Origin of the sequence: Tsukamurella soli, from assembly GCF_039541155.1 — a bacterium.
GTDB classification, from domain to species: Bacteria; Actinomycetota; Actinomycetes; order Mycobacteriales; family Mycobacteriaceae; genus Tsukamurella; species Tsukamurella soli.
In genome coordinates this window covers 25,995-43,255 of record NZ_BAABFR010000014.1, presented here as the reverse complement: position 1 = coordinate 43,255, position 17,261 = coordinate 25,995, and the positions used below count along the sequence as shown (strand labels likewise).

Sequence of the window (17,261 nt, the reverse complement as noted above, 5' to 3'; positions counted from 1 at the left end):
ACGGTGGCGTGCCGGACCCCGGCGAGCGCGACTACGTGAGCCCGGGCCGGTTCGCGCCGGCGACGGTGACGGAGCCCGACCGGGACGTGCCCAGCTACACCGATCCCGTCGCTCGGGACTTCTCGACCGCGGTCGGCGGCCCCGTCGGCCGGCATGCGCTGGTCGGATTCCAGCGGTTCGCGACACCTCTGCGCATCATCCTGCTGGTCGCGCTGGTGTTCCTCGCGCTCGGCTGGTTCACCAAGGCGGGGTGCCTGCAGCAGCGGCCCGACGGTGACCACATGGTCCTGGACTGGCAGAACAACCGGCCGTACACGGCGATGTGCTACACCGACACGGTCCCGCTGTACCATGCGGAACTCCTGGACAAGGGCGTGATGCCCTACTTCCATCACTTCTACGACGTCGGGCCCACGGGCAAGCAGCAGCTGCGGTATATGGAGTACCCGGTGGTCACCGGCATGTATCAGTACGGGGCCATGCGTGTCGCCAAGGCGTGGGAGAACCTGCACGAGAAGTTCGGCGTGCCGGCGGCGCTCGAGGTGGTGCTGTTCTTCAACGTCGTCGCGGTGGGCCTGGCCCTGCTGTGGCTGGTCGGGATCTGGGCGACGACCCGATTATCGGCGGGATCCCGGCGGCCCTGGGACGCGATGCTGATGGCGCTGTCGCCGTTGGTGATCGCACAGATCTTCACCAACTTCGACGCGATCGCGGTGGCCGCGCTGGCGCTGGCGATGCTGGCATGGGCGCGCCGACGGCCGGTGTGGGCGGGTGTGGCGATCGGTTTCGGCGCCGCCGCGAAGCTGTATCCCGCCTTCCTCCTGGTCGTGCTGCTGATGCTCTGCCTGCGCGCGGGCCGGCTGCGGTCCTGGGGATCCGCCGCGGCGACCGCGGTGGTGACGTGGCTCGTGCTGAACCTGCCGCTCATCCTGTTCGCCCGCCCCGGCTGGTGGGAGTTCTTCCACCGCAACACCATCCGCCCGGTGGACATCGACTCGATCTACAACGTGATCAGCTCCTTCACGGGGAACTGGGTGTTCGGTGGGGTGGGCCCCGACGGTGGCGCGTCCACCGTCGCGAACATCGCGACCCTGATCCTGTTCCTGTGCGTGGTGGCAGGCGTCGCCTACGTGTGTTTCACCGCGCCGCGGCGCCCCCGCGTCGCGCAGCTGATGTTCCTGCTGGTGGCCGGATTCCTGCTGGTGAACAAGGTGTGGAGCCCGCAGTACTCGCTGTGGCTGGTGCCGCTGGCGGTACTCGCCGTGCCGCACACACGGATCCTGCTCGCCTGGATGACCCTCGACGCCCTGGTGTGGGTGCCGCGGATGATGTATTTCCTCGGCGTGTCGAACAAGGGCCTCCCCGAGCAGGCGTTCACGGCCACGGTTCTGCTGCGCGACCTCGCCGTCGTCGGCCTGTGCGCGCTGATACTGCGGCAGATCTACCGGCCCGACGAGGACCTGGTCCGGGCCACGTTCCCGGGGCCGTACTCCCCGCCACTCGACGATCCCCACGGCGGGGTGCTCGACGGGGCACCCGACGCGTCGTCGGGGTCGGACGTGCCATCGGAGCCGTCACGCGGGTCGGAACCGGCGCCCGCCTCGTAGTCACCGTCGGGCCCGGGCGGGCGCCTGCGCACCGCACGTCCGGGCAGGTAGAAGAGGAACACCGCCAGCAGCGCGGCGCGGCCCCACACGCCGATCCACACGCCCCACTGCACCCACCAGCTGACGGGGGTGTGGTCGGCGTGCTCCTGGAAGTAGCTCCACACGGTGAGTTCGAGGCTGAGGTCGCACACCAGGTAGGCGGCGACGAGCCGCCAGTCGATTCGCAGCAGCACGAAGAACGGCAGCAGCCACAGGATGTACTGCGGCGAGTGCACCTTGTGCAGCAGCACGAACGCGGAGAGCAGCGCGGCGCTCACGCCGATCCACGGGTACCCGCCGATCCGCAGGTAGCGGCGCCAGCCCAGGACCAGGATCATCACGAACGCCACCACGATCGCCGCCGGGGAGGCGATCTTGACGAAGGCGTCGTAAGCGTGGGCTGAGCTGAAGGCGTGCTGGACGCCCCAGTACCAGATCGAGTTCGTCGACAGGTCTGCGGTGCGCAGCTCCTGGAACGTCAGCGACGCGCGCCAGCCGTCGTACCCGAGCAGCATGAACGGGACGTTCGGCGCGATCGCGACCACCGCCCCGACGCCCACGACGGACAGCGCACCCCGCACGTCGAACCGCCCGATCCGGCGGCCCGAATCGTCCCGCGTGCCGTAGGTGAGGACGTACAGCGCGAGCGGCACGACGAAGATACCCGGGTAGAGCTTGAGATCGAAGCCGATCGCCAGCAGCGCGGCCGCGGCCAGCGCGGGCCCGCGTGGCGCCGTACCGCGCCGGCGGGCCCGTTCCATCACGGCCACGGCGCAGGTCGCGGCGGCGACGACCGGCAGCTCCACGTTGTGGAACGCGTACATCGCGAGCGGCGGTGCGAGCGCCCACAGCAGCGCGGTGCGCCCCGAGAGCTTCGCCAGCACCCACCCCGTGAGCAGCCCGAACGGGGTGAGGATCAGCGACATCTGCCAGAGGTACTGCTGGTCGTTGTGAGCGCCGATCGCGCCGAGCCAGTACAGCAGCCCGGACAGCACCGGGTACTCGATGGCCCCGCCCTGCAGGTGGCCCTGGCTGTCGATCCAGCCGTGGATGTATGGGAACACGTGCTGGTTGATGTCGCGCCCGACCCACAGGAACTGGATGTCCGAATAGCAGATCCGGCCGGGCGTGGCGGCGAAGCCGTCGGACCGTCCGAGGGCGTCGAACGGGGCGCCGGTGCAGTGCGACTTGATCGCGAGGCCCGTGATGAGGGCCAGCACGGTGCACGCGAGTACCGCCCACGCGACCCGGTCGAGGTGAACCCTGGGGCGTGACATGCGGCCCAGCGTAACGATCGGCTCCGGCGGAGCCCGTGGGTGGGGAGTGCGGGCTACTACAGGTCGTCGACCACGCTCAGTCGGAACGTCCCGTCGCCGCGTCCCTCGGGTGCCGCGACGACGGTGACGAGGTCCCCTGCCCCGAGCGTGAGGCGCAGGGTCCCGCGGCCGGGGCCGCCGGGTCGTCCCAGGCCGCCGCGGAGCTGAGCGAACACGGACATCTGGTGTGTGCCGGGGGCGAGTGGGATCGTCATCGGCCGGCCCCAGGCGCACGGCTGCTCCACGCCGTCGACGGCGACGTACGCGTCTCCTCGGCGGCGCAGCAGCCCGCGCGACCGGCTCGGCCGGACGGCGATCCGCACGGTCGCGCTCGTCTCCTGCGCCGACTCCGGGAGCCCGGTCACGTCACCATGAGTCACGTCGCTGTGAAAGGTGGTCACAGCCCCATCATGCGTGCGACCCGACGGTGTGCGCCACGGCCTTCGAAGGATCGTCCGGTATCCGCCATCACGATCCGGCCGTGCAGAGGCGGCGTCAGCGCCGCCCGTACACCCGGCTGAGCATGAGGTCGACCACCTTCACGTCCCGGTCGCGGCGGTCGGAGGTCAGCAGGTTCACGACGGGACGGCTCGCTCGGCTTGAACACGACGGCGTTGCCCGCGGCGAGCGCGTAGGTGATGGAACCGAGCGGTGTGTACACCGGGTGGCGCCACGGCCCGATCACGCCGATCACGCCCAACGGCTGGTACTCGAGGTGTGCCGCGAGGTGGACGTTCATCGGGCCGGCCGGCACTCGACGGCGGCGCAGCCGGGACTCGGCGTGCTTCGCCGCCCAGTCGAGATGCATGACAGCGGTGAGGATCTCGATCAGGGCATCCTCGCCGGATCTGCCGGTCTCGGCGGTGACGACGGTGGCGAGCTCGGGCGCGCGGCCGGCGAGTTCGCGCCGGAACTCGAGCAGCTAGAAGCGGCGCGCCTGGGGCCCGATTCCGGTCCACCATCGGGCGGCGGATCGTGCGCGCGTGACGGCGGCGACCACGTCCTCCGGTGTCGCGACCCGGTGGCGGCCCACCTCGGCGCCGGTGCGGGGATCGAACGAGACGAGGTCGTCGCGCTGCGTGGTCGATGGTGCCGGCATTCCGAGACCGTCGGATAAGTTAGTGAGTGCTCTCACGATGGTAGCGCGGCGCCGCGACATCCGCGTGCTCCACGTCTTCTCGGAAAGTTATTGAATATTCACGCGGCGGTGGTAGTTTCCAGGATGTGTCGTCGGCGCCGGATCCCGTCGCCCGCATTCGATTCGACGATCACGATGGGAGTCCTCAGTGGTGTTGCGCACACGGTTCACGGAGCTGTTCGGGGTGCGGCACCCCATCGTGCAGGGCGGCATGATGTGGGGCGGCCGCGCAGAGCTCGCGGCGGCCGTGTCGGAGGCCGGCGGGCTGGGCGTCATCACGGCGCTCATGCAGCCGGCGCCCGCGGCGCTGCGGTCCGAGATCGCCCGCGCCGCGGGCGCCGACACCGTCGAAGCCCGGATCGTCGCCGCCTCCGAACTGGACACCCGCCTGACCTTCCGGTCGGCCGGCCGGTGCCGGGGTCTGATCCACGACGTGCCTATCGTGCGGGAGTTGGTCGACTGCATGGTCGCCGGCGCCGAGCGCGTCATCTCCGGCCGGCTCGCCGACGTGGTGGCCGAGCCTGCTGAGGCGGTGTCGTGACCGCGTCGGACGTGTTGCTGGGCAACGACGATCTCCGGGTCGAGATCCACGCCGGGGCGATGACGGTGACGTTCACCAGGCCCGAGCGGCTCAACGCGTTCGGTGCGGCCACGTCCGCGCGGCTGGCGGAGTTGATCCGCGCGGCGGGGGACGACCCGCGGGTGCGTTGCGTGGTGATCACGGGGGAGGGTCGGGCCTTCTGCACCGGTGCCGACCTGTCGGGCCCCGCGATCGCGCCCGCCGCGGCGATGGAGGCGGTCAACTCGTACGTCCGCGCGATCGCCGCAGCACCGATTCCCGTGGTGGCCAAGGTGAACGGGCCGTGCGCGGGCATGGCCGTGGGCCTAGCGCTGGCGTGCGACATCGTCATCGCCGCCGAATCCTCCTACTTTCTCCTGCCGTTCGTCGGCATCGGCCTCATGCCCGACGCCGGCACCACCGCGCTCGTGCCCGCCGGGGTCGGACGGATGCGCGCGTTGGGGATGGCACTGCTCGGTGATCGGGTGTGTGCCGCCGCGGCGCTGGCGCAGGGCATGATCACCCGCGTGTGCGCAGACGGTGCGCTCGACGCGGAGGTCGACGGTGTCGTCGAGCGCCTGGCGTCCGGCCCGCAGCAGGCGATCCGCGCGACCAAGCGCGCGATCAACGCTGCGACCCTCGGCGAGCTGGGTCCCTCGCTCGATCGCGAGACCAGCGACCAGATCGTCCTGCTCGGGACCGACGATCACCGCGAGGGGGTCGCCGCCATGCTCGGTAAACGCAAGGCGGTCTTCGGCCGCTGACTCGACCTTCACTGAGCCGGTGGGCGTCTCCGAGGTGAGCGTCGCCCTCAGTCGGTCTGTCGCACTGCCCTATCCCGCCGCCGCGCAGCGGGTGCGCCGGGAGCTCGCCGTCGGTTTCGGGGCGCTCACCGAGATCGAAGCGAGCGGGGTGGATGCGCGACATGGGGACTCCGTCAGTGGGTATCAGTGGGATGGATGGCGGCCAGCACCGCCTCGTGCGAGATCCACCCCGTGAGGCGCGTCCGGTCGTGATCGAAGACGGGCAGGCCGGTGCCGGGGTGGTCGGCCAGCCTGCGGAGCACGTCGGCGACGTGCTCGTCGTCGGTCACCGTCGGGGGCAGCTCGGCCAGGGCGCCGACGGTGGCGGTGTCGTTCGCCGGGTCGCTCAGCGCCTCGGCCACGGACCGGGCCGTCACGCAGCCCGTGTACTCGCCGCAGGCGTCCACGACCGGGAGCATGCCGAGTGGCGAGTGCGACAGCGCCTGCGCCGCGTGCGCCATGTCGGTGGTCGCCGGGAGCGGCGGTGGCACGGGACTGCTGATCTGCCCAGCGGTGAGTCCGGTGAGTGCCGCGCCGGCTCGGGGCCGATCGATGTCGACGCCGCGGCGGAGCAGCTTCAGTGTGTAGATCGTGTCCCGGCTGAGCAGATGGCTGACCCCCGCCGCGAGCGCGACCGCAGCCATGAGCGGGAGGATGATGGTGTACTCGCCGGTGATCTCGAACAGGATCACGACGGCCGTGATCGGGGCCCGGGTCGCACCCGCCAGCGCTGCGCCCATCCCGATCAACCCGTAGGCGCCGGGTGCGGCGGTCATCGACGGCAGCAGGTCGTGGACCACGTCCCCGAACGCGGTGCCCGCCATCGCCCCGATGAACAGGGTCGGCGCGAACACCCCGCCGGACCCGCCGATGCCGATCGTGAGGCTGGTGGCGACCATCTTTCCGACCAGCAGCAGCGCCAGCATCCCGATCATGTAGTGGCCCTCGACGGCCGACTCGAGTACCGGATAGCCCACGCCGTACATCTGCGGCAGCGCGAGCAGCAGCGCGCCCAGCAGGATGCCTCCCACCGCCGGGCGCAGCCACTCCGGGCCCCGCCACGCCCAGTCGCACACGTCCTCGATCAGGTAGAGCACCTTGGAGAAGCACACGCCGATCGCGCCGACCACCGCGCCGAGCAGCAGGAACAGCAGGTATTCGGCGGGGTGGCGCACGCTGAACGGTGGCAGCGTGAGGAACGGGTGGTCGCCCAGCACGGACCGCCCGACCACGCTGGCCGTCACCGACGACAGCACCACCGCTCCGAACGACTCCGCCGTGAAATCGCGCAGGATCAGCTCCATCGCGAAGAAGGTGCCGGCGAGCGGGGCGTTGAACGTCGCCGCGATGCCGCCGGAGGCTCCGCAGGCGACCAGCATCCGCATCCGGGGCGTGCCGAGCCGAGTGAGGCGGCCAACCGTGGAGCCGAGCGCCGAGCCGATCTGGACGATCGGTCCCTCGCGCCCGACGGATCCGCCGCCGCCGATACACAGCGCCGACGCCAGCGCCTTGACCACCGACACCTGGGGCGCGATCCGGCCGCCGCGCTCGGCGACGGCGTACATCACCTCCGGCACGCCGTGCCCGCGGGCCTCGGGCGCGAACCGGTACACGAGCGGCCCGTACACGGCGCCGGCGATCACCGGGACCACCAGGACGAACCAGACACCGAGCGACGGCAGGTACGGGTTGCCGACCCGGCCGACGGCGGAGTAGTCGGAGACTCCGGTGAACAGCCGGGTGGCGGCGGTGATCAACCAGCGGAACGCGATCGCCCCGAGCCCCGTTCCCGAGCCCACGAACAGCGCGAGCGGAACGATGGCCGCGGGGCTCTCGCGGATCCACCGGCCCACGGGGACCCGGTGCGGAACCGTGATCGGGGCGCGCGGGGACCACCGGGACGGCAAGGAGAAGGACACGATAGCAGTATGCAACAGTTGCTATGGCTTATCTAGGTGAGGGCCCGTCTCACATCCAGTACGCGGCGTCCACAGCGGGTTCGTCCGCCGCCGCCGCGAAGGCCTCCAGGGCCCGGACGAGACCCGTTCGTTGGCGGTCGGGCATACCCGCCACGATCTCGCCGATCTCGGCCCGACGGCGCCGCGTGACCCGCTCGACGATGCGCCGTCCCGCGGGGGTCAGCTCGACGTTGCGCTCGCGGCGGGATTCGGGGTTCTCGGTGCGGGTGAAGGTGCCCGACTGCACCAGCCGGTCGACCATGCGGCCCGCCGTCGACTTCTGGACGTCGAGGCGGCCGGCGAGCTCGGTGAGGGTGGCGACGCCGAGCGTCTCGAGGATCACGAGCACCCGGAACTGAGGGATCGTCAACTGCGGGTCTACGGAGGCGATCGATCGCGCAGAAAGGGAGACCAGCACACGCGAGGCGGTCACTATCGCGTCGGTGATCGAATCCACGTCGTCGCCCGCTGCCACACCGCGCTGGCTTTCGATGGTTCCGCCTCCTCGCCGCCTCGTATCAGCCTGCCACATCGGCAGTAGTGCTGGTGCCGCCCGCGTCCGGCCGTCGCCTGCCGTGCAACCATCGTCGGGTTCGCGGCCCGCGTCATCACGGTCTGCATCGGTATCTGCCATCGATCGTCGCTATCATCTGATAATGGCAAAGACTGTGACGCTGCGCCTGTCCGACAGTGCTTACGAGGCGGTGAAGAGGTACGCCGATGCCGATCGCACCTCGATGAACACCTGGATCGAAGGAGTGCTCGACGTCGAGGACATGCGGCGCCGATGCGATGCCCACGATCGGTGGATGCAGCAACATCCGGAGTCTGTCGCGTTCAGCGAGGCGTGGGCCGACCGAAATCTCGGCGACTTGGGCGAGCGTTGAGTCCACCGCGCCGAGGCGAGATCTGGTCGACCGCCGCCGGAGTGGATGTATTGGTCATCTCGTCCACGGTCTACAACGAGATCCCCAGCGAGCCCACGGTGGTCGTGGTCCCGGTGTTCGCCGACGACCCGGATACCGGATTCGGTGTGCTGCTGGGGGACTCGTCGTGGGCCGCCCCCGGCCTGATAACCAGCCTGCGCAAGTCGGCGCTGGCGGAGATCGTCCGCCGCGTCGACGTCCAGATCCTGACGGGAGTGAACAACATGCTCTTCAAGATCCTCGCCACGCCGGACAGGTAGCGGCTTCTCGATTCTGCGGGGCTGCGGCCCGGCTCCACGGGGAGCCGTGCCGCAGCCGGTCGGTCAGGCTAGACGTACGTCTCGCCGGCCTCCGCTTTGGCGATCAGGGACGCGGGCGGGGTGAACTGCGCGCCGTACTCGGCGGCCAGTTCCTGCGCGCGGGCCACGAACGGCTTGAGCCCGATCGAGCCGTCGGCGCCCTCGTAGCCGTTGATGTACTGCAGAACGCCACCGGTCCAGGCGGGGAAGCCGATGCCGAAGATCGAGCCGATGTTGGCGTCGGCGACGGAGGTCAGCACGCCCTCGTCGAGGCAGCGCACCGTCTCGATCGCCTCGGCGAACAGCATGCGGTCCTTCATGTCCTGGAACGGGATCTGCGTGGACCCGGAATGGTAGTGCTCCTGGAAGCCCTTCCAGAGCTCGGTGCGCTTGCCGTCGGTGTAGTCGTAGAAGCCGGCGCCGTCCTTCCGACCGGTCCGCGCGTTGTCCACCATCCAGTCGACCACCGCGGTCGAACCATGCTCCGGCACAGGCTTCCCCGCAGCCTCGAGTGCCGCGAACGTCTCCTTGCGGATCTTCTGCGGCAGCGTGAGGGTGAGCTCGTCCATCAGCTGCAGCGGCGGCGCCGGGTAGCCCGCCTGCGCGCCGGCCTGCTCGATGAGCACCGGGCTGACGCCCTCGCCGACGGCCGCGATCGCCTCGTTGATGAAGGTGCCGATCACGCGGGAGGTGAAGAAGCCGCGGCTGTCGTGCACCACGATCGGAGTCTTGCGGATCTGCAGCGTGTAGTCGATCACCTTGGCCAGCACCGCATCCGAGGTCTTCTCGCCGCGGATGATCTCGACCAGCGGCATCTTGTCGACCGGGGAGAAGAAGTGGATACCGATGAAGTCCTCGGAGCGCTTGACGCCCTCGGCGAGCACGGTGATCGGCAGCGTGGACGTGTTGGAGCCGAGAACGGCATCGGGCAGGACGACGTCCTGGATCTCTTGGAACACCTTGTGCTTCACGTCGACCGATTCGAAGGCGGCCTCGATCACGAGGTCGACACCTGTGAAGTCGGCGGCGTCGGCGGTCGGGTGGATGCGCGCCAGCAGCTCGGCCGACTTCTCGGCGGTGGTGCGGCCCTTCGCAAGGGCCTTCTCCTCGAGCTTCTCGGAATAGCCCTTGCCGCGCTGGGCGGCCTCGAGGGAGACGTCCTTGAGCACGACCTCGATGCCGGCCTTCGCCGAGACGTACGCGATCGCCGCGCCCATCATGCCGGCGCCGATCACGCCGACCTTCTTGGCGGTGTACTTGTCGTACACGGTTGCGTCGGGCCCGCTCCCGGCGCCCCCGGGCCGCGACCCGCCGCCGTTGATGTGCTGCAGGTCGAAGAAGAACGCCTTCGTCATGTTCTTCGCGACCTGACCGATCACCAGCGACACGAAATAACGGCCCTCGATCACAGCGGCGGTGTCGAAGTCGACCAGCGCGCCCTCCACGGCGGCGGCCATGATCGCGCGCGGCGCCGGCATCGGCGCGCCCTTGAGCTGCTTGCGCAGGTTCGCGGGGAACGCCGGCAGGTTCGCCGCGATCGCGGGGGAGTTGGGCGATCCGCCCGGGATCTTGTACCCCTTCCTGTCCCACGGCTGCGTGGCCTCGGGGTTCGCCGCGATCCACGCCTTGGCGGCGGGCAGCAGCTCGTCGACCGACCCCACGACCTCGTCGACCACCCCGACCTGCTTCGCCTGCGCCGGCCGCATCCGCTGGCCCTGCAGCAGCACGCCCATCAGGGCGCCCTGCAGGCCGAGCAGCCGGACGGTGCGAACGACACCGCCGCCACCGGGCAGCAGGCCCAGTGTCACCTCGGGCAGACCGATCAGCGAGCCGCGGACGTCGGCCGCGATGCGGTGGTGCGTCGCGAGCGCGATCTCCAGGCCGCCGCCGAGCGCAGCGCCGTTGATCGCGGCCACCACCGGTCTGCCCAGCTGCTCCAGGCGGCGCAGGTCGGCCTTGATGCCCATCGACTCGTCGTAGAAGGCCTGGGCATCGGCCGGCGTGGCCTTGCTCAGCAGCTCGAGGTTGCCGCCCGCGAAGAACGTCTTCTTGGCGGAGGTCAGCACGACGCCGGTGATGGAGTCCTTCTCGGCCTCCAGCCGGTCGACGGTCTCCCGCATCGACGTGCGATACAGCTCGGTCATGGTGTTCGCGGAGCTGGCCGGGTCGTCCATGGTCAGCACGACGACGCCGTCGGCGTCCTGTTCCCAGCGGATCATGTTGTCAGACATCTGGTTACCTCAGAGCTTCTCGATGATGGTCGCGATACCCATGCCGCCGCCGATGCACAGCGTGATCAGGCCGTAGCGGCCTCCGGTGCGCTCGAGCTCGTCGAGGACGGTGCCGACCAGCATCGCGCCGGTCGCGCCGAGCGGGTGGCCGAGGGCGATCGCGCCGCCGTTGACGTTCACCTGCTCGCGGTCGAGCTTGAAGTCCTTCATCCACTTGAGGACCACGGACGCGAAGGCCTCGTTGAGCTCCCAGACGTCGATGTCGTCCTTCGAGAGGCCGGAGAGGGCCAGCACCTTCTCGGTGGCCGGGGTCGGACCGGTCAACATGATCGTCGGGTCCGAGCCGGTGACCGCGGTGGCGACGATGCGCCCGCGCGGGGTCAGGCCGGCCTTCTCGCCGCCCTTCTCGTTGCCGATCAGCAGCAGTGCGGCACCGTCGACGATGCCGGAGCTGTTGCCGCCGGTGTGCACGTGCGGCAGCTTCTCGACGGTGTAGTACTTCTGCAGCGCGACTGCGTCGAAGCCGCCCATGGCGCCGATGCCCTCGAACGCGGGCTTGAGCTTGGCCAGGCTCTCGACCGTGGTGCCGGGGCGTCGGTGCTCGTCGTTGTCGAGTACCAGCAGGCCGTTCTGGTCCTTCACCGGGACGACCGACTTGGCGAACCGGCCCTCGTCCCACGCCTGCGCGGCCTTGGCCTGCGACTCGGCGGCGAAGCGATCGACGTCCTCGCGGGAGAACCCCTCGATCGCCGCGATCAGGTCGGCGCCGATGCCCTGCGGCACGAAGTAGCTGTCGTAGTTGGTGGTGACGTCCTGGAACATGGGGCCACCGTCGGAACCCATCGGCACGCGCGACATCGACTCGACGCCGCCGGCCAGGACCAACTGGTCCCAGCCCGCCTTGACCTTCTGACCAGCGATGTTGGTGGCCTCGAGGCCGGAGGCGCAGAACCGGTTGATCTGCACGCCCGCCACCGTCTCCGGTAGGCCGCCGGCGATCGCCGCCGCGCGCGGGAGCACGCCACCCTGCTCGCCCACCGGTGACACCACGCCGAGGACGATGTCGTCGATCGACGCGGGGTCGAGCGTCGGGAAGCGGGCCTTGATCTCGTCGATCAGACCGACCACGAGGTCGATGGGTTTGGTCGCGTGCAACGATCCGCCGCGCTGCCTACCGCGCGGCGTCCGGATCGCCTCGTAGATGAATGCCTCGGACACGGGGTGCCTTCCTTGCTCGTCGTGCTTGCTCTCGCCCACGATACTCGACGCCACCTCAAAGAAGTTAAGCAACATTCTCTCACTTCGGCGGTTTTCCGCTCGGATCGTCGTGGCCCGGGTCACAATCACATGCATGACAGATTCAGACGCCCGGATCCCGTGGTTCCCCCAGGTCGAAGAGCCTCGATTCTCCCAGCGCAGGAACTGGAACAACCAGGTCCGCGTACATGCGCTGATGCGTGGTGCCGCGCCCGCGCTGCGGTACCGCGGTGCGACGCGCACATGGGCGCAGCTCGCCGATCGCGTCGGCGCGCTGGCGGGCGCGCTCGCCGAACGCGGCGTAGGTTTCGGCGACCGGGTCCTGGTGCTCGGCCTCAACCGGCCCGAGTACGTCGAGGCGGTGCTCGCCGTCACCGCGCTGGGCGCGATCGCCGTCCCGGTCAACTTCCGGCTGGCCCCACCCGAGGTGGCGTTCCTCGCCCAGGACACCGCCGCGGCCGCCATCGTCTACGAGGCGCCGTTCGACCGGCTGGTCGAGGCGACGGCGGCGAGCGGCGCGGCGCTCGGCGCCCGGATCAGGTTCGACGGCGCGCGGGACGGCGCCGACGGTGTCCGGTCGGAGGGTTTCGACGATCTCGTCGCCGAGGGACGGCCCGCGCCGATCGTCGACGTGCCGGACGACACCCCCGCGCTGATCATGTACACGTCGGGCACCACGGGTCGCCCCAAGGGCGCGGTGCTGACCCACGCCAACATGCAGGCGCAGGCCCTCAACAATCTGCTGGCACCCGGTAGCGTCGACCACGCGGCGATCGGCGCCGTCGCGGTGCCGATGTTCCACATCGCGGCCCTCGGCGTACTCGCATCGACGCTGCTCGACGGCGTACTCGCGGTGATCTTCCCGCTCGGGGCGTTCGACGCCGCCGAGGTGCTCGACACCCTCGAAGCCGAGGGCATCACCACCATGTTCATGGTGCCCGCGCAATGGCAGCAGGCAGTGCTCGAGCAGCAGGCCAGGCCGCGGAGGCTGGCGTTGAAGTATGTGTGGTGGGGTGCCGCACCCGCCTCGCGGACCCTGCTCGAGTCGCTGTACGAGACGTTTCCGCAGGCCACCGTCTGCGCGGTCTTCGGTCAGACGGAGATGTCGCCGATCACCTGCGCGCTCACCGGTGACGACACGCTGCGCAAGATCGGCTCGGTGGGCAGGGTCGTCCGGACCTGCGCCGCCCGCGTCGTGGACCCCGACATGAACGACGTGCCGGTCGGCGAGGTCGGCGAGATCGTCTACCGCGGGCCGAATCTGATGGCCGGCTACTGGAACAACCTGGAGGCCACCGAGACCGCGTTCGCGGGCGGCTGGTTCCACTCGGGTGACCTGGTGCGCCAGGACGAGGAGGGCTTCGTCTACATCATCGACCGCGCGAAGGACATGATCATCTCCGGCGGCGAGAACATCTACTGCGTCGAGGTCGAGAGCGCCGTCGCCGCGCACCCGTCCGTGCTCGACGCCGCCGTCATCGGCCGCGCCGACCCGAAGTGGGGCGAGACGGTCGTGGCCGTGGTGCAGCTGCGGCCGGGGGCCGAGCCGGTCACCACGGAGCAGATGTCGCAGTTCCTCACCGAACGCATCGCCCGCTACAAGCACCCCCGCGACGTGATCGTCGTGGACACCCTGCCCCGCAACGCCGCCGGGAAGATCACCAAGGCGCCGCTGCGCACCGACTTCGGCACGGCCGGCATCAGCTGACCGGGCCGACCCGAGCGAGCAGCGCGACGCGCGCTCGGGCGGCGGCACCGAGCCGCACAGTCAGGAGTTCTACCTCGAGCGGCGAGATCGGCCGCTCGGCGGTGTGCACCCCGAGTTCCGGAGTGCGTGCCGCTGTCGGGGATCAGAGCTGCCGGGGATCAGACGGCGGACCGGCCCAGCCGGTGTCGGATCCGCAGGTCCCACACCAGCATCCGGTAGGGCAGCTGCGCCAGCGGCAGCGGGATCGCGCGCTCGACACGCGCAAGGACAGCGAGCGTGCGGTCGAAGCTCCGCTGGTCTCGAGCGGACCATTCGATCTGCATCGCCTCGCGGAACACCGGCGCCAGGTAGCCGGCGGTGAGGAAGCGCTGGACGCGCCGTAGGGGGCCCAGGAGCGGCGAGGTGCTGACGAAGTCCATATCGACGATCGACCGCAGGTATCCCCGCGTCGCGTCGGTGGTGAGGATCTTCTGGCACATCTCGATCCACCGTGTCTCGAACTCGGCGCGGGTCGCCGGCCACATGCCCGGGCGCACCTGCAGGGTCGTCCCCAGCTTCTCCGAGCCGACGTAGAACAGCTCCTTCTGCTCGTCGCTCATCCGCCCCCGCAGCAGCTCGTGCGTGTCCTCGAATCCCACGTACAGGCACATCGCGACCCAGAGCTGCAGGTGCGGGTCCATGGCGTGGTACTTGACGGGACTGGCGGTGTCGCGATCCGAGAACACCTGGCGGTGTTGGCGATCCACCTCGGCGCGGTAGCTCGCACGATCGGCGTCCGAGCCGAAGATCACCACGGCCAGGTAGGTGAACGTGGTGCGGGTGCGCTTGATCGGATGGCGGAACAGGGCGCCGGAGTGCACGCGCGACTCCATCACGCCGTAGCCGACGCCCGGCCAGGACAGCTGCATGATCACATTGGCCGGCCCCGCGGTGACGGAGAGGCCCTCGGCCGAGTCCCGGAAGCGGGAGAGCACGTGCTCGGGCCGGTGCGGCGCGGCGATCACGATGCGACATCCGGCCCGCTGTGCGGGGCTGGGATCGTCTCGTCCGGTGCCGGAACGGATTTCGACGGCGATCATGTGTGGCCTTTCGCTACGGCGGCGCCCGATAGGTGAAAGAATAGTGACTTACTTACTTCCTGCGACCGTACACCGGCGAGGCAGGCGACGGGCCCGGTACGCTGGGATCCTTCGAGGAGAAGGGAAACTCCGCTCTCATGACGGCGACGCCCGAGCGGCGCAAACGGCCCAAGGACCGTCGCGCACAGATCGCGCAGGCGGCCGCGGCCGACTTCAGCAGGCGCGGCTACCACGGCGTCGGCATCGAGGACATCGCTGCGGCCCTCGACATCTCGGGCCCCGCGGTGTATCGACACTTCCCCAATAAATACGCGCTACTGGAGCACGCGATCACCACGCTGTCCGACGCCATGTGCGACGCCGTGTCGAGTGCGATCGACGGCGATCGGGACGCGTCACCGTCGGACCGCCTGGACGCTGCGCTCGCGGCGATCCTCGAGGTCTCCTTCGAGCGACGCAACACCGGTGGCCTGTTCCGCTGGGAGCAGCGGATCCTCGAGGCCGACGACCGCGCTCGGATCCGCAAGCAGCTGAACGAGATGATCAGCGACATCACGGATGTCGCCGATCAGGTGTACCCGGCGGTCCCGCGGAGCGATATGGAGCTGCGGGCGGTGGCCGCCACATCGGTGCTCGGCAGCGTCACGGCCCACCGCACGGTGCTCGCGCAGCGCAAGGCCGATATCGTCCTGCTCGAGGCGGCGCGGTCGCTGTTCGACCCCGCCCCGGTCCCGGCGGCCGTCTACCGACCGCCGACCGATCCGGAGCCCGGCTCTGCCGGCACCCGCGCCGAGCAACTGTTGGACTGCGCCGTCGAGCTGTTCTTCGCCAAGGGGTACCACAGTGTCAGCATGGGCCAGATCGGCACGGCCGCAGGCATCGTGCCGTCGGGTGTGTACCGGTACTTCCCGGGGAAGGCTGCGATCCTCGTCGGGGTGCTCGACCGTGCGGCCGCGGGCGTTGCGCAGGCGATCGAGTCCGCGACCTCCGAGGACGGCGATCCACGCGCGGTAGTCGACGAACTGTGCGAGGCATACGTCCGACTGTCGTTCACCGCCAGCAAGGTGATGACGGTGTACTTCCGCGAGATCGGCAACGTGCCCGACGCCGAGCGTCGCCGGCTCGCGGCGCTGCAGCGGGAGAACATCGGGCGGTACGCCGCCGCGGTGTGCGGTGTGCGGCCCGAGCTGTCGTCCGCCGAGGCCACCTACCTCGTGCACGCCGCGTTCGCGGTGGTGTTCGACGTGGGCCGCACCCGCCGCTTCGACCCGGCGCCGGAGTTCCAGGAGCTGCTGCTGGGCCTGGTGCGTCAGGTGCTGTTGGGCCCCGCGGCGTAACACGCTCGGCAGCAGCGGGGCCGGTCTATCGGGTACCGGACGGTGCAGCCGCGCCGGGGGCCGGGCCGTCTCCGCGCAGCGCGAAACCCGAAGTGGGATCGCCCACCTGGGTGATCAGCCAGTTCTGACCGCGGTCGACGGTCACGGAGTACACGGAGTCGGCCGCGTTCAGCTTGTGCAAGAGCCCGATAGCTTTTCCCAACGCCTCGTTCGTCGCCTCCAGCTTCCGCAGCTGGTCGACCTCCGCGTCCCGCGACGCCTGCGCCCGAGCTGCAACCCGCCGCTGGGGTGCCTTCGTCACCTGCCCACCCTCTCGCGGGATCAGGCCCGCGTCCAGATCGCCGTCGAACACCGCATCGCACCACCGCGTCAACTGACGCCTGGTGACCCCGCGCTCCCGCATGAAAGCGACCTTCGTCCCGTGCGGCATACGCTGGTACCCGTACACGAACTCACGGATCGTTTCCACAGTCCAGCCAGGGCTGATCGACATCGGTGAGGCTCCTCAACGACGCACAACCAGCGTGACACAGAGGGGCCGCGGGCGAAAACCGGCCGATCGGCGAACGAGAGGTCGACGAGAGGAGTCGCCGCGTGCGATTTCGCTGGTAGAAGGCCACTGATGTACCCTGGGGCGGTTGCCGCTAAGCGGTCACACTCCTGCCGCGGAAAGTCCGCGGCCGCATAGTCCACAGGAGGAGAGGCTCAAAGCCTATGCGTAAGTACGAACTGATGGTGATCCTGGATCCCAGCCTGGACGAGCGCACCGTCGCTCCGTCGCTCGAGACGTTCCTGAACGTGGTCCGCAAGGATGGCGGCACGGTCCGTGGAGTCGACATCTGGGGCAAGCGTCGCCTGGCCTACGAGATCAACAAGAACTCCGAGGGCATCTACGCGGTCATCGACATCACCGCCGAGCCGGCCACCGTGAGCGAGCTGGATCGCCAGCTCGGTCTCAACGAGTCGGTGCTGCGCACTAAGGTCCTGCGTCAGAACTGACCCCT

General features: G+C 69.7%; 16 protein-coding genes and 2 pseudogenes. 8 read left to right on the top strand and 10 right to left on the bottom strand.

Annotated features, from left to right (window positions below; genetic code table 11):
* Positions 1-35: 35 nt before the first annotated feature.
* The gene (locus ABD908_RS06630; protein WP_425584352.1) at positions 36-1,607 is read left to right on the top strand and encodes a glycosyltransferase family 87 protein; all 1,572 of its coding nucleotides are present in this window, start codon (positions 36-38) and stop codon (positions 1,605-1,607) included.
* 263 nt (positions 1,608-1,870) lie between these two features.
* Here ABD908_RS06630 and ABD908_RS06625 read toward each other — a convergent pair.
* From ABD908_RS06625 to ABD908_RS06610, 4 genes and pseudogenes are all read right to left on the bottom strand, one after another.
* A pseudogene (locus tag ABD908_RS06625) lies at positions 1,871-2,407 on the bottom strand (glycosyltransferase 87 family protein); the annotation flags it as partial.
* Positions 2,408-2,979: 572 nt separating this feature from the next.
* Positions 2,980-3,363, bottom strand: coding sequence for a hypothetical protein (locus ABD908_RS06620; protein WP_344992657.1), 384 nt, complete (start codon positions 3,361-3,363; stop codon positions 2,980-2,982).
* Positions 3,360-3,884, bottom strand: a complete 525-nt coding sequence (locus ABD908_RS06615) for an aldehyde dehydrogenase family protein (protein ID WP_344992751.1) — start codon at positions 3,882-3,884, stop codon at positions 3,360-3,362. The genes ABD908_RS06620 and ABD908_RS06615 overlap by 4 nt, the downstream gene beginning before the upstream one ends.
* Positions 3,885-4,061: a hypothetical protein gene (locus ABD908_RS06610; protein ID WP_344992654.1), complete on the bottom strand. Its 177-nt coding sequence runs from the start codon at positions 4,059-4,061 to the stop codon at positions 3,885-3,887.
* A gap of 190 nt (positions 4,062-4,251) precedes the next feature.
* Between ABD908_RS06610 and ABD908_RS06605 the strand changes: the two are divergent.
* Positions 4,252-4,428, top strand: a pseudogene (locus tag ABD908_RS06605) (nitronate monooxygenase); the annotation flags it as partial.
* Between the two features lie 209 nt (positions 4,429-4,637).
* Positions 4,638-5,423, top strand: coding sequence for an enoyl-CoA hydratase (locus ABD908_RS06600; RefSeq protein ID WP_344992650.1), 786 nt, complete (start codon positions 4,638-4,640; stop codon positions 5,421-5,423).
* A gap of 173 nt (positions 5,424-5,596) precedes the next feature.
* On the opposite strand, the gene ABD908_RS06595 is transcribed toward ABD908_RS06600, so the two are convergent.
* Together ABD908_RS06595 and ABD908_RS06590 are read right to left on the bottom strand one after the other, a co-directional pair.
* Complete coding sequence (locus tag ABD908_RS06595) at positions 5,597-7,381, bottom strand: chloride channel protein (RefSeq protein ID WP_344992647.1); 1,785 nt, start codon at positions 7,379-7,381, stop codon at positions 5,597-5,599.
* A 49-nt stretch (positions 7,382-7,430) separates the two neighbouring features.
* Complete coding sequence (locus tag ABD908_RS06590; RefSeq protein ID WP_344992644.1) at positions 7,431-7,895, bottom strand: MarR family transcriptional regulator; 465 nt, start codon at positions 7,893-7,895, stop codon at positions 7,431-7,433.
* 181 nt (positions 7,896-8,076) lie between these two features.
* Here ABD908_RS06590 and ABD908_RS06585 point away from each other — a divergent pair, with 181 nt between their 5' ends.
* Positions 8,077-8,307 (top strand): hypothetical protein, encoded by a 231-nt coding sequence (locus ABD908_RS06585; RefSeq protein WP_344992641.1) that lies wholly within the window; start codon positions 8,077-8,079, stop codon positions 8,305-8,307.
* A 41-nt stretch (positions 8,308-8,348) separates the two neighbouring features.
* A complete protein-coding gene (locus ABD908_RS06580) occupies positions 8,349-8,606 on the top strand; it encodes a type II toxin-antitoxin system PemK/MazF family toxin (protein WP_344992638.1) in 258 nt (85 codons plus the stop codon).
* A 68-nt stretch (positions 8,607-8,674) separates the two neighbouring features.
* Here the strand turns inward: ABD908_RS06580 and ABD908_RS06575 are convergent, their stop codons facing one another.
* Both ABD908_RS06575 and ABD908_RS06570 read right to left on the bottom strand, forming a co-directional pair.
* Positions 8,675-10,876: a 3-hydroxyacyl-CoA dehydrogenase NAD-binding domain-containing protein gene (locus ABD908_RS06575; RefSeq protein WP_344992635.1), complete on the bottom strand. Its 2,202-nt coding sequence runs from the start codon at positions 10,874-10,876 to the stop codon at positions 8,675-8,677.
* 9 nt (positions 10,877-10,885) lie between these two features.
* The gene (locus ABD908_RS06570; RefSeq protein ID WP_344992748.1) at positions 10,886-12,094 is read right to left on the bottom strand and encodes an acetyl-CoA C-acetyltransferase; all 1,209 of its coding nucleotides are present in this window, start codon (positions 12,092-12,094) and stop codon (positions 10,886-10,888) included.
* 133 nt (positions 12,095-12,227) lie between these two features.
* Here ABD908_RS06570 and ABD908_RS06565 point away from each other — a divergent pair, with 133 nt between their 5' ends.
* Positions 12,228-13,841 (top strand): AMP-binding protein, encoded by a 1,614-nt coding sequence (locus ABD908_RS06565; RefSeq protein ID WP_344992632.1) that lies wholly within the window; start codon positions 12,228-12,230, stop codon positions 13,839-13,841.
* A gap of 158 nt (positions 13,842-13,999) precedes the next feature.
* On the opposite strand, the gene ABD908_RS06560 is transcribed toward ABD908_RS06565, so the two are convergent.
* Complete coding sequence (locus ABD908_RS06560) at positions 14,000-14,920, bottom strand: oxygenase MpaB family protein (protein WP_344992629.1); 921 nt, start codon at positions 14,918-14,920, stop codon at positions 14,000-14,002.
* Between the two features lie 137 nt (positions 14,921-15,057).
* Between ABD908_RS06560 and ABD908_RS06555 the strand changes: the two genes are divergently transcribed.
* On the top strand, positions 15,058-16,257 hold the full coding sequence (locus ABD908_RS06555) for a TetR/AcrR family transcriptional regulator (RefSeq protein WP_344992626.1): 1,200 nt from the start codon (positions 15,058-15,060) through the stop codon (positions 16,255-16,257).
* Between the two features lie 25 nt (positions 16,258-16,282).
* On the opposite strand, the gene ABD908_RS06550 is transcribed toward ABD908_RS06555, so the two are convergent.
* A complete protein-coding gene (locus ABD908_RS06550; protein WP_344992623.1) occupies positions 16,283-16,750 on the bottom strand; it encodes a hypothetical protein in 468 nt (155 codons plus the stop codon).
* Positions 16,751-16,971: 221 nt separating this feature from the next.
* On the opposite strand from ABD908_RS06550, the gene rpsF reads away from it, so the two are divergent.
* Positions 16,972-17,256, top strand: a complete 285-nt coding sequence (rpsF, locus tag ABD908_RS06545; protein ID WP_344992620.1) for a 30S ribosomal protein S6 — start codon at positions 16,972-16,974, stop codon at positions 17,254-17,256.
* Positions 17,257-17,261 lie beyond the last annotated feature (5 nt).